The following is a 24155-nucleotide window of genomic DNA, read 5'->3' as shown; positions in this document are numbered from 1 at the left end:
TTCCTTGCGCGGAAAGCTAGCATCTGCCACGGAAACTTCCAATAATCCAGCCCCGGCGGGCCATCAGGCCCACCGGAATTGACCCATGGTCAATCGATCAGAACGGGTTCCATGTCGGCATCGGCGTCACTTTCAGATAGCCGATGGACACGCCAAGACGCGCACCGACCCCGGTACGCACCGGTACGAGCAGCACATTGCCGCGCCTCAGGACATTGAAGCCGACACCGGCCACGAGATAGGCCGAGCCGGCCACGCCGCCATAGCGGCCGTAAAGTCCGGAGACGCTCTGAAGGTCATAGACCAGCATCATCGTGCGGTTGCCGTCGGCACCGAAGTCCCAGCCGACCGAAGGACCCTGCCAGAAGACCGTGTGGTCGCCGGCGTTCTTGGTGTAGAGCGTGCCTTCACCATAAGTCAGGCCGCCGACGAAGGCGCCGCCCCCTTCCTGGCCAAGGACGTAGCCATTCGGCAATCCGTACCTGGAGAAGATCTGTTCGATGACGGAGGCGATGCCACCGGAGGTCGCACCGAAAAAATTGTGCCCGGCATCGACAACTTCCTCGGCCGTGTAGGTGTCGCTGGCCTGCGCGCGCGCCTTAAGCGGCGTCATCGCGGCCACGAATACGAGCGCGAACGCCATCAGGACCGCAAGCAGGGGCGCAAGGCGCGCGGTGCGGACGTTCGGGGTCGTCTCGGAATAAGGGGTCATGACGGTTCCTTCCAACGCTGTTTGCGTTGCAACGCCGCTGTCCTTGTCTTCCGCCTTTACCTGTTTCGCCGTGCGGTCCGTAACCCGGACTCTCCTGCGGCACATCCAGCAATACGCTGCCAGGGTTTACGCACTGTTAAGGCCTTTTTTTCACCGCACCGGCCGAACCTGTCGAAAACGGCGGAAAATGCGGCATTCTTGCCTGTCCGGAACCGGCGGTGATAGTCATTTCGGGGTATTATCAATCGATTCGTTCGCCGCATCCCGGAGCCCCCCATGACGTCCATCTTCACGCTGACGCCTTCCGACCTCGCCTCGCTGCTCTGCAGCAAGGTCTGCCATGACATCATCTCGCCGGTCGGCGCCATCAACAACGGCCTCGAATTGCTCGAGGAAGGCGGCGCGGACGAAGCCGCGATGGACCTGATCAAGACGAGCGCGCGCAACGCGTCGTCGCGGCTGCAATTCGCCCGCATCGCCTTCGGCGCCGCCGGATCGGCGGGCGTCCAGATCGATACCGGCGATGCCGAGGCGGTGGCGCGGGAATACATGCGCGGCGAAAAGCCGGAATTTTCCTGGACGGGCGATCGCGCCTATCTGCCGAAAAACAAGGTGAAGTTGCTGCTCAACCTCATCCTCGTCGCAAACGGATCGATCCCGCGCGGCGGTACCCTCGACGTCACGCTCGCCAACCTCGAGGAGTCGCCGGTCTTCCGCCTGACCGTCGCCGGCAAGCTCCTGCGCGTCAGCGCGAAATTCGACGAATTGTACACGGCAGCCAAATACGGCGCACCGCCGGATGAACCGGTCGATGCCCATTCGGTGCAGGCTTACTACACGCTGCTTCTGGCCAATGAGGCGGATATGAGCATCGAAGTCGACGAAAACGAAGAACGGATCGTCTTCACAGCCTCTTAATTGACGACGTTACCGACCGGTTAACGACACGAAATAAATTTGCCACGACGATTTTGAGCTTCCTTCAGGCCTCTCCGGTATGGTGCGGGGAGATGCCCGGATTGACGGGAATGTGGAAGAGGAATCGTGGCATGTCGCGTTGTTTGATCGTTGATGGTTCGAATGTCGTCCGCAAGGTCGCAAAACGGATTCTCGCATCGACCGAAAGTGTCGTGAGCGAAGCCGAAAGCGGCAGCGACGGTCTCGGCGTCTTCGCCGCCGAATTGCCGGACGTCGTGATGGTCGATGGAAACTTGCAGGATATGGAAGTGGCCGATTTCGTCCGCCATGTCCGCACGATGCACGAAACGCGGCAACCGAGAATCATCGTGATGATGACCGAGATGAACTTGGCGCTGATGACAAAGGCCAAGCGCGCCGGCGCGGACGACTATCTGTTGAAGCCGTTCGACCGACCGCAGCTGACCCGTTGTCTGCACGAGTTCGAAAGCGCAGCCTGAACTGGACCTGGCTGCTCCCAAGACGGGACGAAAAAGCCCGGTCGAAAGACCGGGCTTTTTCAATTTCAGACCATGTGTCGAAAAACGCGTCAGGCGCTTTCGGCCATCGAAACCTGATCCGGTTCGCGCAGGACATAGCCGCGCCCCCAGACTGTCTCGATGTAATTGATCCCGCCGGATGCCGCGTCGAGCTTCTTGCGCAGCTTGCAGATGAAGACGTCGATGATCTTCAGTTCCGGCTCGTCCATGCCGCCATAGAGGTGGTTGAGGAACATTTCCTTGGTCAGCGTGGTGCCCTTGCGCAGCGAGAGCAGCTCCAGCATCTGGTATTCCTTGCCGGTCAGGTGCACGCGCTGGCCGCCGACCTCGACGGTCTTGGCATCCAGGTTGACCACAAGATCGCCGGTGGTGATGACCGATTGTGCATGCCCCTTCGAGCGGCGGACGATCGCGTGAATTCGCGCAACCAGCTCATCCTTGTGGAAGGGCTTGGTCATGTAATCGTCGGCGCCGAAGCCGAGGCCGCGAACCTTGTCCTCGATGCCGGCCATGCCGGAAAGGATCAGGATCGGCGTCTTGATCTTTGAGAGGCGCAGCGTTCGCAGCACTTCATAGCCCGACATGTCGGGTAGGTTGAGGTCGAGAAGGATGATGTCGTAATCATACAGCTTTCCGAGATCCACGCCTTCTTCCCCGAGATCGGTGGAGTAGACGTTGAAGCTCTCCGACTTCAGCATCAGCTCGATGCTCTGGGCGATCGCGCTATCATCCTCGATAAGCAAAACTCGCATTTTTATCCCCTTTTCCTGCGCCCGGCGATCCCGTCCGTTCGATTCCGGGGCAGAATCACAAGTGCCCGCGAAAAAGCTGACATAGAATGGTTAACAAAACATATTCCGGTTGGGCAAGACTTCATTCCTTATTAATCCATTCCTTCAGGCTTCTGAAATCACTTGATTTTTCGACTCAATTTTCCGGATTCTTCACATGAAGAAACCAAGCTAACTGATTCAAATGACTCACCAAAACTTTCGCCCCGGATGGCGGTTCAGGTTTACCCTGCCTTAAAGGTTACGGCCTATCATTAACGGAGGACGTAAACGAAGTGTTACCAGACGCCGTTTTCGGCGGATTGCGAAATTTCGATTCAACGTCCGCGAAACAGATTCGGCCGTAGCGTTTTCGGTTTTTGGAGTATTGCGTATGAAACCTCGGAACAACATGATCCGCCTCCGTCAGTTCAAGGTGGCCGAAAAGCACCGCCAGGTGATGCAGCTTGAAACAATGATCGGCGAGTTCGAGCGCATGGCGAACGAACTCGACGCCCAGATCGTCGCGGAAGAGAAGAAGTCCGGCATCACCGATCAGGAGCATTTCGCCTATCCGACCTTCGCCAAGGCCGCGCGCACCCGCCGGGACAATCTGTCGACGTCGATCCGCGACCTCAAGCAGCAGAAGGAAGCCGCCGAGGCGGAACTGCTCGAGGCGGAAGCCGAGCTTCAGAAGGCGGAGCGCATGGAAGTGCGCGAGGCGCGCAACGACGACGACACCGCGCAGACCGAAGAACCCCGCAAGGCGATGATCGGCTAGACAGCCGATCGCCGCCCGGCGCGGCATTCGACTTGTCTTGCCGGTGCAATGTCAATTAGGTGCGCGCCATGCGCATCCTGATTGCACTCCTGATCGCCGTATCGGCATTCTCGCTCGCCCTCGGCGTGACCCAGCCGCTGTTGCGGTTCGAGCATCTCATTTTTTTCACCCGAACACCGTCGCTGATCGAGATGGTCGGCCAGCTCTGGACCACAGGGGATCCGCTGCTTGGCGCGGTCGTGGCGCTTTTCTCGATCGTGTTTCCGGCCGGCAAGATCCTGGCTGTCCAGGCGATCCTGGCCGGCGGCGAAAGCAATCCCGCGCTTCACGCACGCATGCATCGCCTGCTCGGCATCGTCTCGAAATGGTCGATGATGGATGTGCTGGTTGTCGCGCTCGTGATCGTCGCCGCCAAGACTTCGGGTCTCGCCGACGCCTTCACCCAGCCGGGTCTCTGGTTCTACGCGACATCGGTCGCCACGGCGGCAATCGCCACAGCACTTATTCGCTGATCGGAGGGAAAGTGCCCCGCGCGGCGGACCGCGTCAGTGGCGATATTGCTGGATACGCGTGGTCCGAAGCCCGGCAAGGCCGTGTTCGTCGATGGACGCCTGCCAGGACAGGTACTCCTCCACGGTCAGCGTGTAACGCTGACACGCCTCCTCGAGGCTGAGCAGGCCGCCGCGAACCGCTGCAACGACTTCGGCCTTACGGCGGATGACCCAACGCCGCGTCGAAGCGGGCGGCAGGTCGTTGATCGTCAAAGGGCTGCCATCGGGCCCGATCACATATTTGACGCGTGGTCGAATCTGGTCGGTCATTGCACTCACTACACACTCAAGGACCATTAACGATGCCACATTACGGCCACAGCTTTAAAAAACACCTAAAGAGAAGGTAGGCATTTGGTAACGTCTGCGCCGCGCAAACCGGGACGTTCAGCAGGCCGGACAGGCCGGTGGCTGGAAGAATGCGCCCGAGCCCGTTATATGCAGCCCCGAAACCGTGAATGGGCACCATGAATTCGCTCGATATCGAAAAGAAGCCGGAAGATACCCGCGTGGTCGTTGCCATGTCGGGCGGTGTCGACTCGTCCGTCGTCGCGGGCATGCTGCATGCGGAAGGCTATGAGGTGATCGGCATCACCCTGCAGCTCTACGATCACGGCGAAGCGGCGCGAAAGACCGGCTCCTGCTGCGCGGGCCAGGACATCGACGACGCGCGCCGGGTCTGCGAGACGCTCGGCATCCCCCATTACGTGCTGGATTACGAGAGCCGGTTCCGCGAGGCGGTGATCGACAATTTCGCCGATTCCTATCTCGCCGGCGAAACGCCGATCCCCTGCGTGGCCTGCAACCAGACAGTCAAGTTCGCCGACCTGCTCAAGACGGCGCGCGATCTCGACGCCGACGTTCTGGCGACCGGACATTATATCCGCTCGCGCGCGAACGGTGCGCACCGCGCCCTCTACCGCCCGGCTGACGCCGACCGTGACCAGAGCTATTTCCTGTTCGCCACGACGCCCGACCAGGTCGATTTTCTGCGCTTTCCGCTCGGCGAACTGACCAAGGACGAAACCCGCCGGGTCGCCGCCGAGATGGGCCTGATCGTCGCCGACAAGCCGGACAGCCAGGACATCTGCTTCGTGCCGAACGGCAACTACGCGGACATCATCACCAAGCTTCGGCCCAATTCGGCACTGGCCGGCGATATCGTCCATGTCGATGGCAGGGTGCTCGGCCGGCACGAGGGAATCCTGCGTTTCACCATCGGCCAGCGCAAGGGTCTGGGTGTCGCCACGGGCGAGCCGCTCTACGTGGTCAAGCTGGATGCACGCACCCGCCGGGTGATCGTCGGACCGCGCGAGGCGCTGGATACGCGTATCGTCCATTTGCGCGAAACCAACTGGCTTGGCGATGCGCCGCTCGACACCGTCGCTCGCGAAGGGATCGAGGTGATGGCCCGCGTCCGCTCGACCCGCCCCCCTTCCCCGGCCCGGCTGCACCACGAGGCAGGCCGGACATGGGTGGAGCTCCACGCGGGCGAGACCGGCGTCGCACCGGGTCAGGCCTGCGTGCTCTATGACGGCACGGGCGAAGGCGCGCGCGTTCTCGGCGGCGGCTTCATCGATCGCACCGAACGTGCGCCCGAGGCCGAGCGCATGCTTGAAAGGCTGGATACACTGATGGCCGAGGCCGGCTGACGCCTATTCGGCGGCCGCCTGGCGGGCCGGGCTTTCGAGCACGAAACTGCGGATCTCGCCGATCACGCGATCCTGGTCTTCCTCGCTCAGATAGGCATGCATCGGCAGGCAGAGGATTGAACCCGGCTTCGTGTCGGTGACGGGCAGACCGCCGGGCGCGACCGGGAAATGCTGATAGGCCACCTGCTTGTGCAACGGCTTCACATAGTAGATCACGGACGGAATGCCCTGCGACTTGAGATGCGCCTGGAGGCGATCCCGTTCAGGCAATTCGATGGAATACTGCGCCCAGGCCGACCGCGTGCCGGCGATATTTCCAGCCGCCTTGACGTAATTGCCGAGCCCTTCGCGGTAGCGTTCCGCGATCCGGTGCCGCGCGACCATCTCGTCTTCGAGGATCGCGAGCTTCTCGATCAGGATCGCCGCCTGGATCGTGTCGAGACGCGAAGTCAGGCCGATGCGCACATTGTCATACTGGCTGGAGCCCTTGCCGTGAAAGGCCACCGACCGCATGATTTCGGCCAGATCGTCGTCGTCGGTCATCACCGCGCCGCCATCGCCATAGCAGCCAAGCGGCTTGGCCGGGTAGAAGCTCGTGGACGCCACATCGCCGAAACTGCCGCAACGCCGTCCGCCGGCTTCGCCGCCGATTGCCTGTGCGGCATCGGAAATCACCATGAGGCCATGCTTTTGGGCCACCGCGCCAATCGCGTCGTAATCGGCCGACAGCCCGAAGAGATCGACCGGGATGACCGCCTTGGCGGCAAGCCTGCCCTCTTTCTCGATCATTTCGATCGCCTCGGCGAGCGATGCGGGATCCATGTTGTAGGTGTCGGGGTCGATATCGACGAAGACCGGCTCCGCGCCCACCAGCGCAACAACCTCGGCCGTGGCCGCGAAGGTGAAGCTCGGCACGAATACCGCGTCGCCCGGCCCGATGCCCTTGGCCATCAGCGGGATCTGCAGCGCGTCGGTACCACTGGCGCAGCCAATGACATGCTTGACGCCGACATAGTCAGCGAGCTGGCGCTCGAATTCGCCCACCTGCGGGCCGAGAATATAGGCGCCGCTCGACACGACATTTCCGATCGCCGCCTGGATCCGGTCCTCGATACGGGCGCGCTGCGCGCCGAGATCTATGAACTGCATAAAATTCCCCGCAATGCGTGGCGCTCCCGGAATCACGGAAGCGTCATACCCTCTTTACCCCGTTGCTGCGTATCGCGCAAAACCCTGCGGCGGCAAGAGCCTAGTATTCCCCGGCTCATCAATCCCGTTGCCGCCTTGTAACGAGCGGTGAACGGCACGATGCGTCAGTCGCCCGCCTGTTCGAGGATGCGCAGCACCGCCACGCCCTGCCGCCCGTCGGTACGCGGCGTCTCGCCGGTGCGGATACACTCCGCGAAATGGGCGAGTTCGTCGGTCAGCGCCATGTTGGCTTCGAGCGGAACGTAGTCGGGATCGCTCAGTTCGAAATCCCAGTTCGTCCCTTTCGGATCGATCCTGTGGCGATAAAGCGCGAGCTTTTCCGGCCAGTCGGCGAGGTCGTCCCAGACCGCCATGCCCTCCGAGCCGATCACCGTGAACCGGCGCTCGCGATAAGGGCTGTGGCGGGAAACATGGATATGCGCCCCCGTCCCGGCGGCGAAATCCATATGCACATGAGCGAGATCGGTGGTTCCGATCGAGACGCCCCGATGGACGCCGCGCACGCTTTCCGGCTCCCCGCCGGCCAGCGTCATGATCATCGAGAGGTCGTGCGGCGCGAGGTCCCAGAGCGCGTCGAAACGGGCGTGGAACTTGCCGAAACCCAGCCGGTGGCTCTGCAGGTATCGCACTTCGCCGAGATCGCCGGCCGCGACCCGGCCGCGCAGCGCCATGAACGCGTTGTGAAAGCACAGGATGTGCCCGGTCATCAAAACGAGACCCGCCGTGGCCGCCTCATCGACAACATGCGCGCCGTCGGCGGAAGACAGCGCCAGCGGCTTCTCGACGAAGACATGCTTGCCGTCTGCGATGGCGCGCAGCGCGAACTGCGCATGCACATGCGCCGGCAGCGCCAGCACCACCGCATCGATATCGGCGTCGGCGAAGACATCGTCCGGCAGGCAGGCCCGCGCGCCAAAAGGCTGCGCCAGCATTTCCGCGCGGTCGATATTGACGTCGGACACCGCGTGGAGAAGCCCCATTTCGCCGAGCGTGCGGACATGGTTCGCACCCCAGTAGCCGCAGCCGATCACCGCGATTCTCGGGGCATTGGAAGTGGTCATGGTCGGTTCCGGACGGGATAGAGGGATAGCGGGCGCGTTAAAGCGTTTTTGGCGCTGCGAAACAAGGCACCTTTCGCCGCATCCGCGCTTGACAGGCCGGAGGCCCGGACCTTATATCCGCGCGACCTTCGCGGCCACAGGCCGCCGCGTGGCGGAGTAGCTCAGTCGGTTAGAGCAGCGGAATCATAATCCGCGTGTCGGGGGTTCAAGTCCCTCCTCCGCTACCATCAATCCACACATCCGTTTGACACCGTTGTAGCGCGCCAGCTGGTTCTGGTTTTTTTGACGCAAGGTTCTGGAACACTCGCCGGTTCGATCAGGCAGCTCTTGAATTCAGCTCGCCGAGCAACAAGCTGTCGCTAAAGAACATCAGCTCAGTGCCCTTTACCTTCCGGCCTGCCGAATATTGCAGTTCATATTCCAATCCGCGGAACGAGCTATAAAGCTGCGAGATCTCGGGCTGCTTATCGTAGGAAACGATCCAGGTGCGCAGTCGGTGGTGCTTCATTCGTTCCGCAATCTGCTCGTGATCGCTGTGCCGATAGAAATTGAGATAGAGCTTCTGAGCCTTCCGATAGTACGGCGGATCAAGATACATGAACGAGTTCGTCTCATCGATGTTCCCATCGATGAAGTCGAGGGCGTCGGAGTTTGAGATCTCAACCTGAGGTGCAAGACGTTGGAGATTCTTGATCACCTCAACAAGGCGGTCTCGATTGTATCTAGCGTCGATGAGCCATTGGCCCGCTTGCTGATAGCCACCGATTGGGCCCGCCCCGTCGATTATCCCAGAGCGGTTAGTCCTGTTCAAAAAGAAGACTGAGAATGCATAGTCGATTTCACTGGCGCTATCGACGCTAGAACGAATGTCCCTTTGTCGGTGCCATTCCTCCACCGTAACCGGTGTGGATCTGATTAGATCGCAAAACTCGTCCGTCCGGTGAAACACGCAATCCCAGAATAGATATATGCCGACGTCGATATCATTGATTTTGATCTTCGAGACGACTCCTGATTCCAGAAGAGCCAAGGCGAGTCCGCATCCACCGGCATACGGTTCGCTGTAGGTACAATTCTCAATCCCGTTCTCACTTATCAGGCTGGAGACGACGCTAAATAAGCGAGCCTTTCCGCCGGGATACCGCAGTGGAGATGCCGAACTCATCGGTTGTCCTTGATGAACTCGTCGATCGCATCTCGGATCTGCAAGATCTTCGTATGGTGCGCTTTTCGGTTTCCATGCAACAGCAGATTCAGGTGCTCCGGGTAAGAGTCCCGCCGGAACGCAACAAGAATCCGTTTATGTTTTGCCGAGAGCACCTGCGCGCTCAGAACGAGGTCGAGGGCTGATACCAACGTGTGATCCTTGCCTTTTGGGTTGAGGTTCTTGTCGTCGATAATTCCCTTGAGCACATACTCGATAATCGAACGCAATAGACCTGCGCCGGCCACAGGGTAATTCTTGCAATTGAGGGCCCTAGCCTCCTTCAGCATCTGCGCCCATGCCTGGCTCGTCTTCACCGGACGATAGTCAAAAAGTGCATAAGGCTTCCTTCTTGAATGCGCGCCACTTGTCTCGGCCGCACCCGAGGGCTGCGTACCATCGCCCTCACCAGATTCCTTTTCGGAACTTCCATCCGAGGAAGCTGAACCGCTCCCCTGAGATCCACCATCGGATTGACCACCACCCTGAGATCCTCCGTCGGATTGACCGCTATCCGGTTTTTTCGGCGGCGTGTAGTCGGCAAAAATCTCATCATAAGTGGAGGTGGCGGTAATCGAGTTACCCTTCTCCAGCAGCTGCTTGCGGATCAAGTGCTTCAGTTTTCCGTCCGCCTCTTCGCCGACGAGATTAACGCGACACTCGATGGTGTCGAATTCGACACCAACCCGCTGCCTGTTTGCCGAGGTGTCAAAAAATCGAACTGGTGGGTTGAACTGTAGGTTAGGCTCCTTGAGCTTTTCCAGCTCTCCCGCGGACCAATCAAGTGCTAGGACCTTTAGATAGAGGTCGTATTGAATAAGAAAACTACGAATCTCGGCGGGTTTCGATCGGTAAATGTCCGCCAATCGATCGATTATAAGGCCGGATTTCCAATCGCGATAAACTGCTTGTCTGGAGCCTAGATAGCTCCAAGGCGATTTGGCACCTCGACCAAAATGAGCTTCAGCCTGCAATGGTTTTAGCTGTTCGCGGTTCTGAGCTATCGCGCAACGGACGCGCTTACAGCCCTGCTTAATTTCGTCACTCACCTTTGGGACAATGCCGGCAAGGTGTGCTGGTGGCTGGAGGGAGCCTGACAGAAGGCGATAGGTCGTAACTCTGGTGTTTCCTTCAATAACGAGGTAGCCGCTCCCGGCCGGCACGAGATACGGAAGTTCGGCGGCAGGGTTCACTCCATTCGCCGAGACGTCGGCTAACATGCGTCGAAGATCCTCGTGTTTATAGAGGTAATCTACGATCTCCTGCTCGTTCTTGGGCGGGTCGCCAACAATGCGGTTGTTCTCGAGGTCCAGCGAAATCGTTGCTGTGTCGATGTCCTCTAATTTGAAGTCGTACACGCCCCGTCCCCTCCAAAGTTCAAATCCGGTTGTGTCCCCCGATAGGATTCAACTTAGAACGACATGTGGCAGTACGTATAGAGGTTACTGCACAGTCTTCCGCACTACTGCCATCGCCTCATCCGGATCGTGATCCGGAAAGACCTCGCGAAGCTGCTGCTCGGCCAATTGCACCGACCGCGCAGTCGGCGTCTTGGCGGGCTTCATTGAGATATCGAAACCGGATAGCCCCTTCATGACGAGCTCGGCGATCGCGCGCTCGGCTTCCTCGCGGGTCTGCCAGTTCTTGTCCCCGAACGCCTTTCGAACGTCCTTCGAGGCGGATTTTAGCGGCACACAGATGGCGGCTCGCAGGGTGCTTTCGGGTACTTTCATCGGAGATCCTCACGCCGTTTCGTGTTGACCTCTCCATCCGACCGATCAAATTGCATGCCGGCCTCGGCCGGTCAATGGCAAGAGCGCGCTCGCGATTTTGCACACGCCGCGTTATGATCGCGGCATGGCTTCCGATCACGACGACGACGAGTTTCCCCGCCCCGCCCTCCAGGCATGGCTGAAGGTCACGGGTTGGGCAGTGCTCGGTTTCGGGCTTTGGGCGCTCTGGACGCTCTATCCGATGCTTCAGTGACGGGCGCTTCGGTCGGGAGGCCTGAACTGGCTCCAGGCTTCGGTCAGCGCCAGTCCAATCAGGTAGACGAGGAATTCATCCCCCTCGCGGCGTGCCGCAACCAATGCGCATTCCAGCATGTAGATCGTATCCATTCCCGTGCCCTCCTTTGGTGGGCCGGGAACGGTGATGTGCTATCCCGAGGGCTCGTATCCCTACTAGTTGGGCGGCAGTGTCACATAACGCCGGACGATGCTTGGTCGACAAGCCATGCCTGCCAGCGGATATCACGCCAAGTCGGCTTCACGATTTACGGATGAGCTCCAATATCCCCGCCGGCGGTCCATCATCGGACGTACTCGGCGGTGCAGGACGGAATAACGCGTTCAGGATCAGCGCTCTTTCGCTGTCAGTAATCTCGGTGGCCGCGTCCTTTGCCAAACCCAGATATGTCATGACCAGCACCTTGCGGTGGCGGGCATCAGCCGCCGCCTGCATGTTCTGAACGTATCCCCGACTGAAGTGCTTCAACACCCAACCGACCGAAAGAGCGATGAGCGAGATAAAAGCCACTCCGCCCAAACCGGCCTCTTTCAGAAACTGTGAAAAACCGGCGGAACCGTAATTCAGAATGACACCTGCCGCGATGACGATCACGACAACTGTTCCGATGAATACCCGCAGCCAGAAGTTGGCTGATTTCTGGGATTCGGCGACGATGTCTGACCAGTATGTAGCAGGCGCTTCGAGCTTTAGTTTTTCGCTATAAGTATGCTCAAGGCGCGAGATCTCCTCCCTTCGGCTATCCAGTTCGGCCGCTAATTCATCCATATGATCCCGAGAAAGTCTTTCACGCTTTCGGGCGTCTGTGAGCACCGACTGGAGTTCCAGCAGGTTTATGGACGCGTCCATGTTTGGATGCATCTTCCAGAAAATAAGCTCGTCCAAGAGATACTCGCGAAAATCCGCGTTCACGTTTAGTGAGTCCCAAAGATGGCTTGAGAACAGCAACGCACTCTTCAGTTCGCCTCTAGCCAGCATCCTTTCGGCGCCTGGGGATTGCGGCGCCAACGACGCGCCGATGTGCCCTTCGCTCAAAATAAGGTCGAGTGAATCTGCGGCAGACAACGCATCGGTGAACCTACTCTCGAACTCGCTCTTGTTGAGCTGTATTCGGATGTCCGCCCAGAAACGTGAATACACATTGGCGAGCGACGGGATCGGGTTGCGATAGTTGTTGAACTGAAATTCGGTTGGCGCCCGTATCTCGCTCCAAAAACTCGCCTCACGATCTATCCATTCGCCAACTTCTTTGCGGGACATCCGCCGAGACCTGACACCTTGTCGTGGGCAGCCAACCTCTATCTCGGGAAACTCCTTATCGATCTCTGTAACTTCCATTGCCCGCAGTTTGCCCCCTAGAACACGTAGACTCTCCACACTCTACTATGGCCAAGTCGGGACTAATCACCAACTCCTTCGCCGGCGTCCCCTTGCCGCCACTGATCGAATAGGTCAGCGACACCTCCTCCATCGCGAAGCCCTTGAACGCCTCCCGAATCGCTGGCCGGTCATTGATCGAGAGCAGAAACGTGCCACGGATGCCGGCGAGGGTCTCCGCCATACGGCCGAAATCCTCCCGCGAAAACACCCCCTCGCCATAATCGCTCTCGCCCCCGAAATAAGGCGGATCGAGATAGAACAGCATGCCCGGCCGGTCATAACGCGCAATGAACTCCGCCCAGGGCAAACGCTCGATGACGACGCCGGATAGCCGCTCGTGAACCTCCTCGAGGAGCGGCGCCAGGCGCGTCAGGTTGAAACGCGCGCCGCCGGTCTTGTCGACACCGAAATTCCTGCCGGCGACCTTGCCGCCGAACGCGGTCTTCTGGAGATAGATGAAGCGGGCCGCGCGCTCGAGGTCGGTCAGCGTCTCCGGCCGGCAGGCGGCCAGGCGCTCGAACTCCCGGCGCGACGTGATCTGAAACTTCAGCGTGTCCATGAACTGCGGATAGTGGCGCTGCAGGATCCGGAAAAGCGTCGTCACATCGCCGGAGATATCGTTGACCACCTCCGTTTTCGGCTTGCGATCGCGCCGGAAGAAGACGCCGCCCATGCCGAGGAACGGCTCCGCATAGCCATTGTGAGGGGTGGCGTTGATCTTATCGACGATCCGTTTCGCCAGCAATTTCTTGCCGCCGATATAGGCGGCCGGCGGAGAGACCGGATCGATTGGGGATAACTCGTTCATCTGTGTCGCGCTTTCGGGGAATCGGTCACCCTGCCGGTGCTTGCGAAAGCGAGCCGGGTGAGACGTTATCCTTTGGTGCGTCTGACGGGTCTCGGCGCCAACTGAAGCCCGTCGCTTGGAGCGTTCACGCGCTCCGGCCGCCCGGAAAAGGGGCAGGCAGAAAGAGGACCGGTTCAGCCGGCCCCATTTGTGGTCAGGGCATTGGGATCACGGCGTTTCAGTCTCCAGAATCGCCAGCCCGTTATCTTCCAGAAACGCGGCGAAGTGAGCGTTCGGCTGTATCTCTTCGCGCTCTTTCACGCTCATGAGCATGGCGGCGAAGGCTGCGGTGACCTGCTCAAGGGTGGCGCCGAATTCGGACCAGTTGACATCGTCCGGCAGGGTGCCCTGCTTTGCGGCTTCTGCAAGGGCCTGAAAGCCGAGCGAGCCGGGGAAGCAGCATCCGTAGTGCGTCACCGTCTCACCATCTGGCGGAGACACGAGAAGCACCGAAAAGTTCGTCGGCCCGTAGCCGATCGCCTGTCCGGCGGCGTTGATTGCGCCCTGATGCCCATCCGGGATGGCGAGGCAGAAATGTTTCGGGTTCACGCTCATAGGCCAACCCCCTTTCTCAAATAGGCAAGGATCGTGTGTCGGCGGGCTTCTGTGAGGTTGGCGGTCGGGATGATGATGACGCTCTCGCCAATCCGTCCCGCGAAGTTGTTGCTTGCTGTGGCGGTGCCAGGATAGCTGATGCTGAAATTCGCCCACCCAGAAAGATTGGCCTCAGCGATTTCCAGCGTATGCCAAGCGTCATCTGCAATAGCGGTGTGGAGCGCATCACGTGTCGCGAGATTTGGCCCGTCATCCACGTGGGTTGTCGGCGTCCCGGCGTTCTCATACGGCACAGAGGGGTTTCCATCCACCAGAGCGCCAAGGTATCTGATGTTGACGTTCTTGTCGGAAAACAGGACTGCCGAGGTGTCTGTCGTCTTCACTGCACAGAAGATCGAGCAGTTGGAAGGGAGAGAGCCACTATCGACCCCTATCGCATCATCCACGCCGTCTGGTGTGATGACGTTTACGAGCTCGGAGTCTGGTATCTCTTTGAGGGAGAAGTGCGAGATAACCACAGTCCGATTCGCTACGACAACGAAGCGCACAGGGGTTCCGTCTGACTGAAACAGGCCCGTATAGGTGCCCGCCGTTTTCCCGATCCCGCCAATGTATCCATTGGCGGCCTGATACAGGCCGTACATGCTCCCGCTGTCTACTGTGAACTCGTAGTAGAACCATTTGCCTGCTTCCGGCGCATTATCAAGGTAGGCAGCGTAAGTGCTGGTCGAGTCTGTTATCGATAGGGTGTTGTCGGCGATGGTCCACTCGCCCTGCAAGGTCCACCCGGTGTCATCTCCGAAGTACGGATCAGGAACCAGATCAGGCTCTCCAGAGAGGTCTGCATTCGCCTTGAGCAGCCTGTTGAACTCTGGTTCCTTGCCCGCGTCTGCCTGCGTGAAGTGAAGGTTGTTCCCCGACTTGTCATCGATCTTGCCGATGGTTTCTCGTTCCGCTGAGACGTTCCCACCCGTTTCGTCCGAAGCGAGCCAAAGCGTCGTGAAGTCGGAAAAGTCGAGCCATAGGGCCTTCGGCATGGCGCCGACCTGAAACCGGAGAGACGTCCCCGCACCCGTGCCGAGCGGATAGGGCGCGACCGTGTAGTTGTGAAACTCCAGCATGGTCAGCTCCCGCTCATCCGAAGCCAGAAGCCATATGGCGTTCCCGACGCGTCCTTGAGATCGACCCCGACCAGAGATCCAACATCGATGTCGATCGACAGGGCGTCGAGCACCAGCGGCGTGCCGTAGTCCACCGTGGTCGGGCCGTAGACCGAGACGCCGTCGACATAGACCTCGATGTCGAGGCTTTCGCCGGGATCGCCATGTGTCACCTCGCCGACAAGATCGGTGATCGTGATCGCCCGCTCCGCGCTCCGCTCTATCGGATACCCACCCTCGGCAATGACGCTCTGGTCGTCGTTGAACCAGAAATTGCCGTACTGCACGAGGCTCGCCGCCTCCGCGAGAGCCTGGGCGGCTTCCGCGCCGGTCTGAGCCGCTTCGGCGGCGGCCTGCGCCGTCTCCGCGTTCCCTTCGGCTGTTTCGGCACCCGTCTGGGCGGCCTCCGATGCGGCTTGTGCCGCCTCTGATGCTGCTTGGGCGGCCTCGGACCCGGCCTGTGCGGCTTCCGCTGCCGCTTGGGCGGTTTCGGCTTCGCCCTGGGCCGTCTCCGCCGCCGTCTGTGCCGCGACGGCCGCCGCCGCTGCTGCCGAAGCCTTGGTGTCGGTGAAAACCAGTTCGCAGGCATCCTCGTCGGACAGCGTGCCGGCGATCACGCCGTTGGCAAGCGTAAGCTGCAGCCAGTCGCCATTGTCGGCGAGCGCCGTGACCTCGAATTCCAGCTGGTTAGTGCCAGTGGTGACGATCAGCCGACCATCGACAGGCGTCCCGAGTTGCGCAGCGATCAGCGCCGAGACATCCGTCGCATCCGCAAGCGCCGCCGAAATCGCCAGCGCCGTGGCGTCCTCTGGCGTCGCGTTGTTCAGCCGGAACTTGCCGTCCGTCGGGTCGGCCATGGTCAGCGAGGAGGCGTCGTATTCGAAAGAGAATGCGCCGCCGGTCTTGCCCGTTGCACCGGCAGGCGGCGATAGCGCCTTGCTCCCCTGGGAGATGCGCGTGGCCTTGGCCGGCCTGCGAACGGTGAGAGGCGAACCGCCCTTGACGATGACGCTGCTCATGCCGTCACCCCGTCGATCACGGTGACCGCGCCATAGAGCAACACCTCTTCGGCGCCTCCATTCACCCGCACAAGGTCATAGACATACTCGCCGGGATCGAGCGCGCCCTTGGCGATCACGATCTCGATCGTGCCAGCCGCGAGATCCGTGGAGACGATGCCTCCATTGGCGGTCGTCAAAGCGGCTTCGGCCGAGCCGGCGTCGGCAGCGGTCCGCACGTCCATCTTGAAGGTCGATCCGGTGAAGTCGTAGGGATTGTCGTTCCTGTCGGTGAACTGGAACGCCCAGCCGAAATCCTCATTGTCGCGGAATGTGATGTCTGCCTCGGTGGACATGCCGTTTTCTCCCTACCAGATCACGTGGATACGGACTTCGCCGCGCCCGCCGGCGGCATTGCCGCCGCCGCCGCCACCGCGCGGTGAGCCGGCCACGCCGTAGGCGCCACCATCGCCACCAAACTGGGAAATGCCGCCAGCCGAGCCAGCCGCCGACCCTCCGCCACCGGCGCCGCCGAAAAGGGCATTCCCGCCATTTGCACCGGTCGCGCCTTCATTGCCGGATGCGCCGCCGCCCGCGCCGCCCCATAGTGAAGTCGGCGGCTCTCCCGCTCCCGGCCCCCCGCTGTAGGTACCGCCGGCGCCGCCGCCGAGATCACCCCCGGCCGCGCCCGGATCAACGTTCGTGGCGTTGGCTCCCTTGCCAAGGGCGCCGGCACCTCCGCCCCCGCCGACGCCGTCATTCGCGTAGCCCGCACCGCCGCCATAGGCGATCAGATAGTTGGTGCCGCCATTGTCGACGCTGGAATTGCCGCCGGCCGCATCCGCGGCGCCGCCACTTGCGACGGATACCGTCAGGGACGACGGCAGATCGACGGCGCGGAATTCGGCGCGGCAATAGCCACCTCCACCGCCGCCTGATGAGTAAGCAAGGTCGCCGCCGCCACCGCCGCCGCCCCAGGCTTCGATGATGACACGGCCACCGTCCGGCACACCCGCCGGCTTGTTCCAGGTGCCGGACGCGGTGAAGGCCTGGTAGTCGGTGTTGGTCGAACCGCCGGACCCGCCGCCAAGCAGCCGCAGATTGGTGCCGTCGAACAGGCAGGAATGCAGCCGTCCATTGACGATCTCGCCGCCCGTCAGCGCATTCCCGTCGATGTCGGTGACGTCGATACCGTTCACGGTAGTCGCACCCGTATTGTCGGCGCCGGCGACGAAGCGGAAGATCATGCCGGCAACGGCCGAGCCGGTCAGCGCCGGCGTCACGGTGCCGGTGATCGCGTTGGCGGTCCCGCCGATATCGGTCAGCAGGATCGAGGACCGGTCCCACAGCCCGGTGAGTTCCTCCTGGACCGCGTCCATGAAATCATCGCCTTCGACAGGAGTCGGCGTCGCACTGGTCGGTATCTGTCGGTCAAGCGCCATCGAATATCATCCTCGTCATGTGTGCAGCTCGGGGGCTTCGGCGAGTGCGGAGATCTTCGCCTTCCAGCCCTTTTCGTATTGGATGTCGGTCGCGATCAGGCGGCGCGCCTCGCGTCCCGTCGCGCCGACCGAAACGAGGTTGCCGTTTCGCACCGCGCGACGTCCGTCGCTGCCCGCGGGCAATTCGACCGGCGTCGTCAGCGTCAGCGTGTCGCTCGTGCCCGTCGCGTTCGAGACCGGGTGGACCGTCATCTCCTCGTCCGATCGGCGGATCATCACGCCGGACTGCAAGCCGACGCTGTGCATGTCGGTCACCGCATGCATGTCGGTCACCGCGTGCATGTCCGGCTCGTTGTAGACACGCACTTTCGCGTCCAGGATCAGCTCGGTCAGCATGTCCGTTTCGCCGTCCTTCTCCAGCGTCACCGCGCGGACGCGCGCCGAGTCGTGCGTCCGGTCGAGGACATGATGATTGACCGCGATCAGGTCGCCGCGCCGGCAGCGGATCGTCTCGGCAAAGGCGCTGAAATCGAAGACGGCGGCGCGCAGTTCCATCTGGCGCAGGTCATGCGTGCCGCGCTCGATGACGTCGGCCTCGCGCGTCAGGCCAACCATGTTGACGGTCTCGACCACGGGGCGCAGCGTACCCTCACGGCCGGCGCGCCAGATCTCCACCTCGCGCGGCCGGTTCTCGGTATCGGAATAGACGCATCGCAACATGTCGGGCAGGCGCGGCGTGAACGCCTTCGACATGGCGAGGCCCGACGAATTGCGGATCGTGAAGGTCTGGACCGGATCCTCTTCGGAGCGGTCGTAATCACGCATGACGCCCCACACCTCGCTCGCGGCCAGCTTCGCGAACGCGCAGCCCGCGATATTTGCCAGGATATCGCCGACGAGCCCGCCCTCGACGATCATGTCGCAACGGCGGTCCTCGGAGACGTTTGCCGCGTGCCAGGCGCTGAGGCTGGCCTTGTCGATCAAGGCATCGGGCAGCGGCAGCGATGCGAGCGGTCCGCGCAACACGTTGTGGAAGTGGTCGGCCGGCCGCGCGCTTTCGCCGAAATCGTCGAAGGCCGTGCCGCCCCATCGGTCGACGATCGAGGATGCGCGGATCTTGAAGGAGGAGACCGACCGTCCATAGGCCTTCAGCGCGATGAAGGCGCAGTTCGGAACGGGCTTGCCGCTATTGACCGGATGCGAATTGACCACCGAGCAACAGCGCACGAGATAGCAGGCATCCGACAGGGCCTCGCGCGATCGGGCGAGCTGATAGGTGCCGCGGCTTTCGACATAGGAGAAGAAGTCGATCGTGTCGCCGTCATAGTCGTAGGACGAGAAGGTAAAATCGCTGACCCGGTAGCAGAGGCCGCGTTGGATCTCGATTTGCCAGCGCCCCTCGGGGAAGACCGCCGGATCGAGTGTGATCGTCGCCTCGGCGCCTTCGACGGTCACTCGAACGACATTCGAAGCCCCTTCATTGCCGGCATAAAGCGAATCCGGACCCGCGCCGTCGGTGAAGGAGGAATGGGCAGTCCAGCTGTCCGTCTCGGGGTTGGGCGAGGTCTGCCCCGGCGAGACGGCAAAGGCTGCGCGCCAGCCCCGGTTTGCCGGCATGGCGGGAACGAATTCGGGCACCGCACCGCGCTTGAGCTTGATCGTCGGCCGGATCTCGCGAACGTCCGATCCGGCGAAATGCAGTTCGGGCAGGCGCAGCCAGTCGTCTTCGTCGTCCTGGCGCATGCGAATGCGGATCGGGATCGCCTGGATTTCGCCCTCGGCGCTTGGCTTGGCGAGACCGCCCGGCAACGTCAGGTGAAGCCAGCACTCGTCCCATTTGCCGGCTGTTGCCGCACCCAGCCATGTCGGCAGGCTTGCATCCGGGTTGGTCTGGCTTTCGAGATCGGCCGGATCGTCGGGGTCCGCCTTGTGCGGCGGCAACTCCGAATTGACGACATTGGTCGCGCCGTATCGTTCGATCAGCGTGATCGGCGTGTCGCCGGGCAGGCCTTCGCGGATCTGCAGCGTAATGTCCGACGCCTCGGCAACGGACGTGTCCCCGATGCGCGGCATGGAAAGCGAGTAGGATCCGGCGAGCGCCATCACGGCTTCGACCACCTCCTCCTCGCCGACGCGCTCGATGAGGGGTTGTGTGACGAAGGGCGGATGAATGTCGCGCACGCCGATGACGGCCGGGATCGGGATGCCTTCGCCGATCATGTTGCCGGTGAGCGACGCCGGTCCGCCGATTGCCTCGCCGGACGCGTCTCTCGGCCGAGCGGCGACCGGTGGGGCGGTCAGGGCGTTGCGCAACAGGCTGCCGGCGATCGTGATGCCGCCGGCGAGCAGGCGGGCGGCCGTACTGCCGGCAGCGAAAACTCCGCCGAACGCACCGCCCAGAGCGGCGCCGGCCGTCAGCACCGTCGCCACCGCGATAACGAGGCCGAGCGCCGCGCGGCTGCCGGCATTACCGCCGCGGCCGGGCGCATAGTGCAGCGAGATTGTCTGCCCCGGCTTGATGCGGATCTTCGCCCAAAGCGCGCGATCCAGCACATGCCCGCCAAGAACGATATCGCCCCGATCGGCGAAGTCGATCGGCAGCGCGTCACCCAGAAGTTCGACGAACCGCGCGGGCGTCGCGCCCGCGGGCAGCTCGCGGATCTCCGCGGCCTCCATGGAAAGCGGCGGACGCCAGACGGCCGTGACGAGCGGACCGGTCATTGCCGCGCCTCCACGTCCAGATGCCGGAAGAACTCCTTCAGCCGCGGCGCGATCTCCGGACGCGCGAGATCCGTGAGGTGGCTGCCGACGCCGCGCTCCGAATGCAACAGCGTTCCGGGCGCCGCGACGATGCCGCAATGCCAGGCGCGCGCACCGGGCTTCGGCGTGTCGATCATAGAGACAAGGTCGAACGGCTGCGGCGTCTCGTCCCGGTCGAGCCTGCGCCAGCGTCCGCTTTCCGTCTCGTCGCGCATGGCCCGGCCGAATGCGATCGTGTCGGCCGACGATATCCAGTCATAGACGGGCAGGAGGATGCCGGCCACGCGGCGATAGATCAGCCAGGGCAGGCCGTAGCAGTCGCAACCCTCGAAGCTGCGCCCCTTGTCCATATAGGGAATGCCGACATAGCCGCGGATCACGTTCATTGCAGATAGACCCCCGGAAACAGTGCCTGCGTGACCCAGAGGCCTGGCCAGATCTCCGAGCGGATATCGAGGCCGCGAAGCGTTCCCTGGACCGAGGCGCCGGTGACGCGGACATTGACCAGGTTGATATGCAGCGCCTGGTAGGCAGCGACGACGGTTTCGCCGGCAAGCACGGTGCGCGGATCCGCCGTCCGGTCGAAATAGGCGGTCGAGATCACCCAGAAATTGACAGTGACCGGCCCGTTGAGCCCTTCCAGCTGCATGGTCTTCGAGCGGTCGACATTGGGAAAGGAGAACTTCGTTTCCGGCGGTTTGTCGGTATCGGTGAGCAGCGTGATCTCGAACCAGGACTTGTGCCAGGTCTCGCCGTCCATCACGTAATCGACCGCGTCGGTCACCAGCCGAACGCTTTCGTCGACATCCTCGTGTCCGATCTCGACGAAGAAGGCGAGCGCCTCGGCCGAGCAGTAATCCTCGAGCGATTGGCGGGTAATGAGCGGGATCGAACGGGCCATGTCAGTCCGCGCTCCCGAGCGCCATCAGCGTGAAGGTGACGGTCCATTCGATGCCGGTCCGCGCGACGATCCGGAACGGCGTCGGGCTGTTCATGAACATCAGTTGCCAGGAGGCGCGGGTGCGCGGATGCGGGCCGATAAAGGGTAGCGACGCCTTGCCCAGATCGTGAAACAGGAAGTCCTCGAAGAGCTCAAGGTGATGATTGCGCATAACCATGCCGCATTGCAGGCTGCGCAGATCGACCGTCGTCATCGGCATGTGCTGCGGCGGCCCGTCTTCCGGCTGGAAGGCGTGAAGCGGCCAGTGCGGCGTCTCGGCGAAACCCTCGCGCAGCACATATTGCGGCAATCCTTGTGGCCACAGCGCCGTCATCGCCGCGTCCCCCGCACATTGCCGCCGGAATAGCGGCCGAAGGAACTGTCGAAGGCGCCATCGGCGATCGCGCCGTCGACGCGGTCGATCATGACGGCGAGCATCTCGTCGCCATCCGGCGTCTGCTCGCGGCGCGTGTCGATCGCCACGCCGGCATGATCCTCGATCTTCACATACATGTTGCCGCCGCCGCGCGGGCCGCCCCCGGAGGCGGACGGTGACGAAGAAGCATAGGAACTGCCAACCATTCCGCCCTCGGCGTGACCGGGGTCGGAGCCGCGGTTGATCGCTTCGAGCATGGGCCGGAATTTCCGCGCCGGTCCCGCCTTCACCACGAATTCCTCTTCATGGACATAACCGGCAACGCGCCGCGGGTTGCCGTCGCCGGTCCAGCCGCCGGTGTCGAACCCGAACAGGGAGGTGAGCGCGCCCCAGAAACCGCCACCCGAAGCCGAGTTGCCGGTTGTAACCTGTCTCAGGCCGTTCCAGCCGCTGCCCGTTCCGGCGGAACCGCCGGACCCTCCCCCGAACAGCATCGAGAGAAAGCCGCCCTGGCCATTGACGTCGGACAGCGTCGGCAGGTTTTCGCCATAGAGCGCGTTCTTCAGCGGATTGGCGATCGTCAGGCTCGCCAGCGTGTCGAGCAGCTGGTCGCCGATGCGTTCGAGTGCCCCGGCCAGATCGCCCGAGCGAAGCGATTCCGTGATCCCGTCGATCGACGCCATGCCGGCATCGCGCACCATGGTCCAGGCCCCCGCCTGGCGCGTGATCTCCAGGCGCAGATCGGCCATAGCGAGTTGCTGCCTTCGGATCTCCTGCGCGGCGTCGCTATCGATCGCCAGCTTGCCGCGCTTGATCGCGATCTCCGCTTCCAGCAGTGCATTGGCTTTTTCGCGTTCGGCCGTCGTTGCCCCGATAAGGCGCGCCTCAAGACGCAGGCGGGCGAGATCCTCGTCCTGCGTGCGCCGGTAGCGGTCGAGAAAGCGTTCGGAGGCGCCGGGCTTTTTCGTATCCTTCATGCCGCTGTCGACAGTGCGGAACGTCGTGCCCAGCATGTCCGCCAACCGCTCGGCCGCGACCTCGGTCAATTCGAGCTCGGCCCGCATTGTCCGGATCTGGTCGCCGAGTTCCGAATTGTCCGCCACCGACATGAGTGTCTCGACGGCGGCTGCCGCGTCCGGCGATCGTACGAAGGGAACCGAGCCGATGCGCGGATCCGAGAACCCGCGTGCGACGGGCGAATGATCCGACATGGCGGCCGTGTCGGTGAGCAGCTTGCGATACTGCCTCTCGGCATTGACGAGGTCGATCCGCTGGGTTTCGACGGCCGCGCGCTGGCGTTTCAGCTCCAGTTCAAGCAGCGACTTCTTGGCTTCGAACTCGCGCTCCGTCGATGCGACGATCCCGTTGCTGGCGATGAGCTGCGCGTTCGCGGTATCCTCAATCGCGTCTCGATAGGCCTTCTGGACGCGTGCGAGGGCGTCGATCTGTCCCTGCACGGCTGAATAGGAGGCGGCATCGTTCGCGAGCCTCCGCGTCGCGCCCGCCGCCTGATCGACCTCATGAGTAAACAGCTTCCAGGCGCCCGCGCCGGCGGCGACGAGCGCGGCGATCGGCGCCAGCGTCCTGACGACGCCAAGCGCCATCGCTCCGGCTTCCCGGAATCCGCGCGCGGCGCCACCTTCGCCGGGCCCGTAGATCTGCGCGATCTGGGCGCCCTGCATCGCGACGTTCTGCAGCGCATAGAGCGGCGCCTGGAATGCGAGCGGTATCGTCTGCGCGATATCGATCATCTGGAACTGGAGATTGCGCGCCTGGAAGGAGGCTGCATTCGCGCCTGCGGCTGTCCTTTCAAACGCCGTATCCATCGCGACGCCGGCAGCCCGCGCCTCATTGCCGAGGGTATCGAACTGGGTTCGCACGGTCGCGACGCCCTTGCCGACCGCGCTTGCGTCGAACTCCGCTCGCATTCCGAGAACGAAGGTCACGGCCGGCCTCCGCGATTGAGGATCGGGAGCGCGGCTTCCTCCATGATCCGAAGCCGGACCATCAGCCTGTCGAAAGCGCGGAAGGAACGTCGCCGCAAGCGGGCCGTGGCCGCGCCATAGTCGAGACCCGTCCAGATCACGCCACCGGCGCCGGCCGAGACGCGCCACTGCGTCTCCAGCGCGAGGAACGCTTTGACGGTGCGCCAGTTCTCGGCCATCACGGCGAAGGTCTCCCCGGTTGCGTCGGTCTCGGCATCGACTTGCACGCCAAGCATTGCGAATTGACCGGCCGTGTCGTCATCGTTGGTGACTGGCGCAGTCGGATC

General features: G+C 62.2%; 28 protein-coding genes and 1 tRNA gene. 7 read left to right on the top strand and 22 right to left on the bottom strand.

Annotated elements, in window-relative coordinates; genetic code table 11:
• Window positions 1-97: 97 nt before the first annotated feature.
• Window positions 98-712: a DUF1134 domain-containing protein gene (locus ACQK2M_RS08015; RefSeq protein WP_425417354.1), complete on the bottom strand. Its 615-nt coding sequence runs from the start codon at window positions 710-712 to the stop codon at window positions 98-100.
• Window positions 713-988: 276 nt separating this feature from the next.
• On the opposite strand from ACQK2M_RS08015, the gene chpT reads away from it, so the two are divergent.
• Together chpT and ACQK2M_RS08005 are read left to right on the top strand one after the other, a co-directional pair.
• On the top strand, window positions 989-1630 hold the full coding sequence (chpT, locus tag ACQK2M_RS08010) for a histidine phosphotransferase ChpT (protein ID WP_425417353.1): 642 nt from the start codon (window positions 989-991) through the stop codon (window positions 1628-1630).
• Window positions 1631-1761: 131 nt separating this feature from the next.
• Complete coding sequence (locus ACQK2M_RS08005; protein ID WP_223475874.1) at window positions 1762-2130, top strand: response regulator; 369 nt, start codon at window positions 1762-1764, stop codon at window positions 2128-2130.
• A gap of 89 nt (window positions 2131-2219) precedes the next feature.
• Here the strand turns inward: ACQK2M_RS08005 and ctrA are convergent, their stop codons facing one another.
• Entirely contained in the window at window positions 2220-2921 is a 702-nt protein-coding gene (ctrA, locus tag ACQK2M_RS08000; RefSeq protein ID WP_223475875.1) for a response regulator transcription factor CtrA, read from the bottom strand.
• A gap of 412 nt (window positions 2922-3333) precedes the next feature.
• On the opposite strand from ctrA, the gene ACQK2M_RS07995 reads away from it, so the two are divergent.
• Both ACQK2M_RS07995 and ACQK2M_RS07990 read left to right on the top strand, forming a co-directional pair.
• On the top strand, window positions 3334-3720 hold the full coding sequence (locus ACQK2M_RS07995; RefSeq protein WP_425417352.1) for a flagellar export protein FliJ: 387 nt from the start codon (window positions 3334-3336) through the stop codon (window positions 3718-3720).
• A gap of 68 nt (window positions 3721-3788) precedes the next feature.
• A complete protein-coding gene (locus ACQK2M_RS07990) occupies window positions 3789-4232 on the top strand; it encodes a paraquat-inducible protein A (RefSeq protein WP_223475877.1) in 444 nt (147 codons plus the stop codon).
• A 33-nt stretch (window positions 4233-4265) separates the two neighbouring features.
• Here ACQK2M_RS07990 and ACQK2M_RS07985 read toward each other — a convergent pair whose 3' ends face one another.
• A complete protein-coding gene (locus ACQK2M_RS07985) occupies window positions 4266-4541 on the bottom strand; it encodes a DUF1153 domain-containing protein (RefSeq protein ID WP_223475878.1) in 276 nt (91 codons plus the stop codon).
• Window positions 4542-4738: 197 nt separating this feature from the next.
• Here ACQK2M_RS07985 and mnmA point away from each other — a divergent pair, with 197 nt between their 5' ends.
• Window positions 4739-5923, top strand: a complete 1185-nt coding sequence (mnmA, locus tag ACQK2M_RS07980) for a tRNA 2-thiouridine(34) synthase MnmA (RefSeq protein ID WP_425420005.1) — start codon at window positions 4739-4741, stop codon at window positions 5921-5923.
• 3 nt (window positions 5924-5926) lie between these two features.
• Here mnmA and ACQK2M_RS07975 read toward each other — a convergent pair whose 3' ends face one another.
• Window positions 5927-7072 (bottom strand): DegT/DnrJ/EryC1/StrS family aminotransferase, encoded by a 1146-nt coding sequence (locus ACQK2M_RS07975; protein WP_425417351.1) that lies wholly within the window; start codon window positions 7070-7072, stop codon window positions 5927-5929.
• Between the two features lie 164 nt (window positions 7073-7236).
• The gene (locus tag ACQK2M_RS07970; RefSeq protein ID WP_425417350.1) at window positions 7237-8193 is read right to left on the bottom strand and encodes a Gfo/Idh/MocA family protein; all 957 of its coding nucleotides are present in this window, start codon (window positions 8191-8193) and stop codon (window positions 7237-7239) included.
• 150 nt (window positions 8194-8343) lie between these two features.
• On the opposite strand from ACQK2M_RS07970, the gene ACQK2M_RS07965 reads away from it, so the two are divergent.
• Window positions 8344-8420: transfer RNA gene (locus ACQK2M_RS07965), tRNA-Met, on the top strand.
• An 89-nt stretch (window positions 8421-8509) separates the two neighbouring features.
• Here the strand turns inward: ACQK2M_RS07965 and ACQK2M_RS07960 are convergent.
• The 3 genes from ACQK2M_RS07960 to ACQK2M_RS07950 form a co-directional block, all read right to left on the bottom strand.
• Window positions 8510-9358 (bottom strand): DNA adenine methylase, encoded by an 849-nt coding sequence (locus tag ACQK2M_RS07960; protein ID WP_425417349.1) that lies wholly within the window; start codon window positions 9356-9358, stop codon window positions 8510-8512.
• Window positions 9355-10755, bottom strand: coding sequence for a hypothetical protein (locus tag ACQK2M_RS07955; RefSeq protein WP_425417348.1), 1401 nt, complete (start codon window positions 10753-10755; stop codon window positions 9355-9357). Before ACQK2M_RS07955 ends, ACQK2M_RS07960 begins: the two co-directional genes overlap by 4 nt.
• A gap of 84 nt (window positions 10756-10839) precedes the next feature.
• Window positions 10840-11130, bottom strand: a complete 291-nt coding sequence (locus ACQK2M_RS07950; RefSeq protein WP_425417347.1) for a hypothetical protein — start codon at window positions 11128-11130, stop codon at window positions 10840-10842.
• 124 nt (window positions 11131-11254) lie between these two features.
• On the opposite strand from ACQK2M_RS07950, the gene ACQK2M_RS07945 reads away from it, so the two are divergent.
• Window positions 11255-11383 (top strand): hypothetical protein, encoded by a 129-nt coding sequence (locus ACQK2M_RS07945; RefSeq protein WP_425417346.1) that lies wholly within the window; start codon window positions 11255-11257, stop codon window positions 11381-11383.
• Here ACQK2M_RS07945 and ACQK2M_RS07940 read toward each other — a convergent pair.
• From ACQK2M_RS07940 to ACQK2M_RS07875, 14 genes are all read right to left on the bottom strand, one after another.
• Window positions 11377-11517 (bottom strand): hypothetical protein, encoded by a 141-nt coding sequence (locus ACQK2M_RS07940; RefSeq protein ID WP_425417345.1) that lies wholly within the window; start codon window positions 11515-11517, stop codon window positions 11377-11379. The genes ACQK2M_RS07945 and ACQK2M_RS07940 overlap by 7 nt on opposite strands.
• Window positions 11518-11665: 148 nt before the next feature.
• On the bottom strand, window positions 11666-12685 hold the full coding sequence (locus ACQK2M_RS07935) for a DUF6161 domain-containing protein (RefSeq protein WP_425417344.1): 1020 nt from the start codon (window positions 12683-12685) through the stop codon (window positions 11666-11668).
• Window positions 12686-12740: 55 nt separating this feature from the next.
• Entirely contained in the window at window positions 12741-13613 is an 873-nt protein-coding gene (locus tag ACQK2M_RS07930) for a DNA adenine methylase (protein WP_425417343.1), read from the bottom strand.
• A gap of 207 nt (window positions 13614-13820) precedes the next feature.
• Window positions 13821-14207: a hypothetical protein gene (locus tag ACQK2M_RS07925; RefSeq protein WP_425417342.1), complete on the bottom strand. Its 387-nt coding sequence runs from the start codon at window positions 14205-14207 to the stop codon at window positions 13821-13823.
• Window positions 14204-15328, bottom strand: coding sequence for a hypothetical protein (locus tag ACQK2M_RS07920; RefSeq protein WP_425417341.1), 1125 nt, complete (start codon window positions 15326-15328; stop codon window positions 14204-14206). The genes ACQK2M_RS07925 and ACQK2M_RS07920 overlap by 4 nt, the downstream gene beginning before the upstream one ends.
• Before the next feature lie 2 nt (window positions 15329-15330).
• Entirely contained in the window at window positions 15331-16386 is a 1056-nt protein-coding gene (locus ACQK2M_RS07915) for a hypothetical protein (protein ID WP_425417340.1), read from the bottom strand.
• Window positions 16383-16721 carry a hypothetical protein gene (locus tag ACQK2M_RS07910; RefSeq protein ID WP_425417339.1) on the bottom strand — a complete coding sequence of 113 codons (339 nt, stop codon included), beginning with the start codon at window positions 16719-16721 and terminating at the stop codon, window positions 16383-16385. Before ACQK2M_RS07910 ends, ACQK2M_RS07915 begins: the two co-directional genes overlap by 4 nt.
• Before the next feature lie 12 nt (window positions 16722-16733).
• Window positions 16734-17807 (bottom strand): hypothetical protein, encoded by a 1074-nt coding sequence (locus tag ACQK2M_RS07905; RefSeq protein ID WP_425417338.1) that lies wholly within the window; start codon window positions 17805-17807, stop codon window positions 16734-16736.
• Window positions 17808-17822: 15 nt separating this feature from the next.
• Complete coding sequence (locus ACQK2M_RS07900) at window positions 17823-20528, bottom strand: hypothetical protein (RefSeq protein ID WP_425417337.1); 2706 nt, start codon at window positions 20526-20528, stop codon at window positions 17823-17825.
• Entirely contained in the window at window positions 20525-20953 is a 429-nt protein-coding gene (locus tag ACQK2M_RS07895) for a hypothetical protein (protein WP_425417336.1), read from the bottom strand. The genes ACQK2M_RS07900 and ACQK2M_RS07895 overlap by 4 nt, the downstream gene beginning before the upstream one ends.
• Window positions 20950-21468, bottom strand: a complete 519-nt coding sequence (locus ACQK2M_RS07890) for a DUF1833 family protein (protein ID WP_425417335.1) — start codon at window positions 21466-21468, stop codon at window positions 20950-20952. Before ACQK2M_RS07890 ends, ACQK2M_RS07895 begins: the two co-directional genes overlap by 4 nt.
• Before the next feature lies 1 nt (window position 21469).
• Window positions 21470-21841, bottom strand: coding sequence for a hypothetical protein (locus ACQK2M_RS07885; RefSeq protein ID WP_425417334.1), 372 nt, complete (start codon window positions 21839-21841; stop codon window positions 21470-21472).
• Window positions 21838-23829: a hypothetical protein gene (locus ACQK2M_RS07880; RefSeq protein WP_425417333.1), complete on the bottom strand. Its 1992-nt coding sequence runs from the start codon at window positions 23827-23829 to the stop codon at window positions 21838-21840. The genes ACQK2M_RS07885 and ACQK2M_RS07880 overlap by 4 nt, the downstream gene beginning before the upstream one ends.
• Window positions 23826-24104, bottom strand: coding sequence for a DUF1799 domain-containing protein (locus ACQK2M_RS07875; RefSeq protein ID WP_425417332.1), 279 nt, complete (start codon window positions 24102-24104; stop codon window positions 23826-23828). Before ACQK2M_RS07875 ends, ACQK2M_RS07880 begins: the two co-directional genes overlap by 4 nt.
• Window positions 24105-24155 lie beyond the last annotated feature (51 nt).

This window comes from Oricola indica, from assembly GCF_965227485.1.
Lineage (GTDB): Bacteria > Pseudomonadota > Alphaproteobacteria > Rhizobiales > Rhizobiaceae > Oricola > Oricola indica.
Note: the sequence above shows the minus strand (reverse complement) of the source record. Positions and strands in the feature narration are given on the sequence as shown.

What these genes read in the sequence shown, in the direction of transcription:
- ACQK2M_RS07995 (WP_425417352.1), top strand. Translation starts at nt 3,334, where the DNA reads ATGAAACCTCGGAACAACATGATCCGCCTCCGTCAGTTCAAGGTGGCC.
- chpT (WP_425417353.1), top strand. Translation starts at nt 989, where the DNA reads ATGACGTCCATCTTCACGCTGACGCCTTCCGACCTCGCCTCGCTGCTC.
- ACQK2M_RS07990 (WP_223475877.1), top strand. Translation starts at nt 3,789, where the DNA reads ATGCGCATCCTGATTGCACTCCTGATCGCCGTATCGGCATTCTCGCTC.
- ACQK2M_RS07915 (WP_425417340.1), bottom strand. Translation starts at nt 16,386, where the DNA reads ATGAGCAGCGTCATCGTCAAGGGCGGTTCGCCTCTCACCGTTCGCAGG.
- ACQK2M_RS07975 (WP_425417351.1), bottom strand. Translation starts at nt 7,072, where the DNA reads ATGCAGTTCATAGATCTCGGCGCGCAGCGCGCCCGTATCGAGGACCGG.
- ACQK2M_RS07970 (WP_425417350.1), bottom strand. Translation starts at nt 8,193, where the DNA reads ATGACCACTTCCAATGCCCCGAGAATCGCGGTGATCGGCTGCGGCTAC.
- ACQK2M_RS08005 (WP_223475874.1), top strand. Translation starts at nt 1,762, where the DNA reads ATGTCGCGTTGTTTGATCGTTGATGGTTCGAATGTCGTCCGCAAGGTC.
- ACQK2M_RS07895 (WP_425417336.1), bottom strand. Translation starts at nt 20,953, where the DNA reads ATGAACGTGATCCGCGGCTATGTCGGCATTCCCTATATGGACAAGGGG.
- mnmA (WP_425420005.1), top strand. Translation starts at nt 4,739, where the DNA reads ATGAATTCGCTCGATATCGAAAAGAAGCCGGAAGATACCCGCGTGGTC.
- ACQK2M_RS07890 (WP_425417335.1), bottom strand. Translation starts at nt 21,468, where the DNA reads ATGGCCCGTTCGATCCCGCTCATTACCCGCCAATCGCTCGAGGATTAC.
- ACQK2M_RS07950 (WP_425417347.1), bottom strand. Translation starts at nt 11,130, where the DNA reads ATGAAAGTACCCGAAAGCACCCTGCGAGCCGCCATCTGTGTGCCGCTA.
- ACQK2M_RS07920 (WP_425417341.1), bottom strand. Translation starts at nt 15,328, where the DNA reads ATGCTGGAGTTTCACAACTACACGGTCGCGCCCTATCCGCTCGGCACG.
- ACQK2M_RS07875 (WP_425417332.1), bottom strand. Translation starts at nt 24,104, where the DNA reads ATGCTTGGCGTGCAAGTCGATGCCGAGACCGACGCAACCGGGGAGACC.
- ACQK2M_RS07900 (WP_425417337.1), bottom strand. Translation starts at nt 20,528, where the DNA reads ATGACCGGTCCGCTCGTCACGGCCGTCTGGCGTCCGCCGCTTTCCATG.
- ACQK2M_RS07910 (WP_425417339.1), bottom strand. Translation starts at nt 16,721, where the DNA reads ATGTCCACCGAGGCAGACATCACATTCCGCGACAATGAGGATTTCGGC.
- ACQK2M_RS07945 (WP_425417346.1), top strand. Translation starts at nt 11,255, where the DNA reads ATGGCTTCCGATCACGACGACGACGAGTTTCCCCGCCCCGCCCTCCAG.
- ACQK2M_RS07985 (WP_223475878.1), bottom strand. Translation starts at nt 4,541, where the DNA reads ATGACCGACCAGATTCGACCACGCGTCAAATATGTGATCGGGCCCGAT.
- ACQK2M_RS07885 (WP_425417334.1), bottom strand. Translation starts at nt 21,841, where the DNA reads ATGACGGCGCTGTGGCCACAAGGATTGCCGCAATATGTGCTGCGCGAG.
- ACQK2M_RS07935 (WP_425417344.1), bottom strand. Translation starts at nt 12,685, where the DNA reads ATGTCCCGCAAAGAAGTTGGCGAATGGATAGATCGTGAGGCGAGTTTT.
- ACQK2M_RS07930 (WP_425417343.1), bottom strand. Translation starts at nt 13,613, where the DNA reads ATGAACGAGTTATCCCCAATCGATCCGGTCTCTCCGCCGGCCGCCTAT.
- ACQK2M_RS07905 (WP_425417338.1), bottom strand. Translation starts at nt 17,807, where the DNA reads ATGGCGCTTGACCGACAGATACCGACCAGTGCGACGCCGACTCCTGTC.
- ACQK2M_RS07940 (WP_425417345.1), bottom strand. Translation starts at nt 11,517, where the DNA reads ATGGATACGATCTACATGCTGGAATGCGCATTGGTTGCGGCACGCCGC.
- ACQK2M_RS08015 (WP_425417354.1), bottom strand. Translation starts at nt 712, where the DNA reads ATGACCCCTTATTCCGAGACGACCCCGAACGTCCGCACCGCGCGCCTT.
- ACQK2M_RS07960 (WP_425417349.1), bottom strand. Translation starts at nt 9,358, where the DNA reads ATGAGTTCGGCATCTCCACTGCGGTATCCCGGCGGAAAGGCTCGCTTA.
- ACQK2M_RS07925 (WP_425417342.1), bottom strand. Translation starts at nt 14,207, where the DNA reads ATGAGCGTGAACCCGAAACATTTCTGCCTCGCCATCCCGGATGGGCAT.
- ctrA (WP_223475875.1), bottom strand. Translation starts at nt 2,921, where the DNA reads ATGCGAGTTTTGCTTATCGAGGATGATAGCGCGATCGCCCAGAGCATC.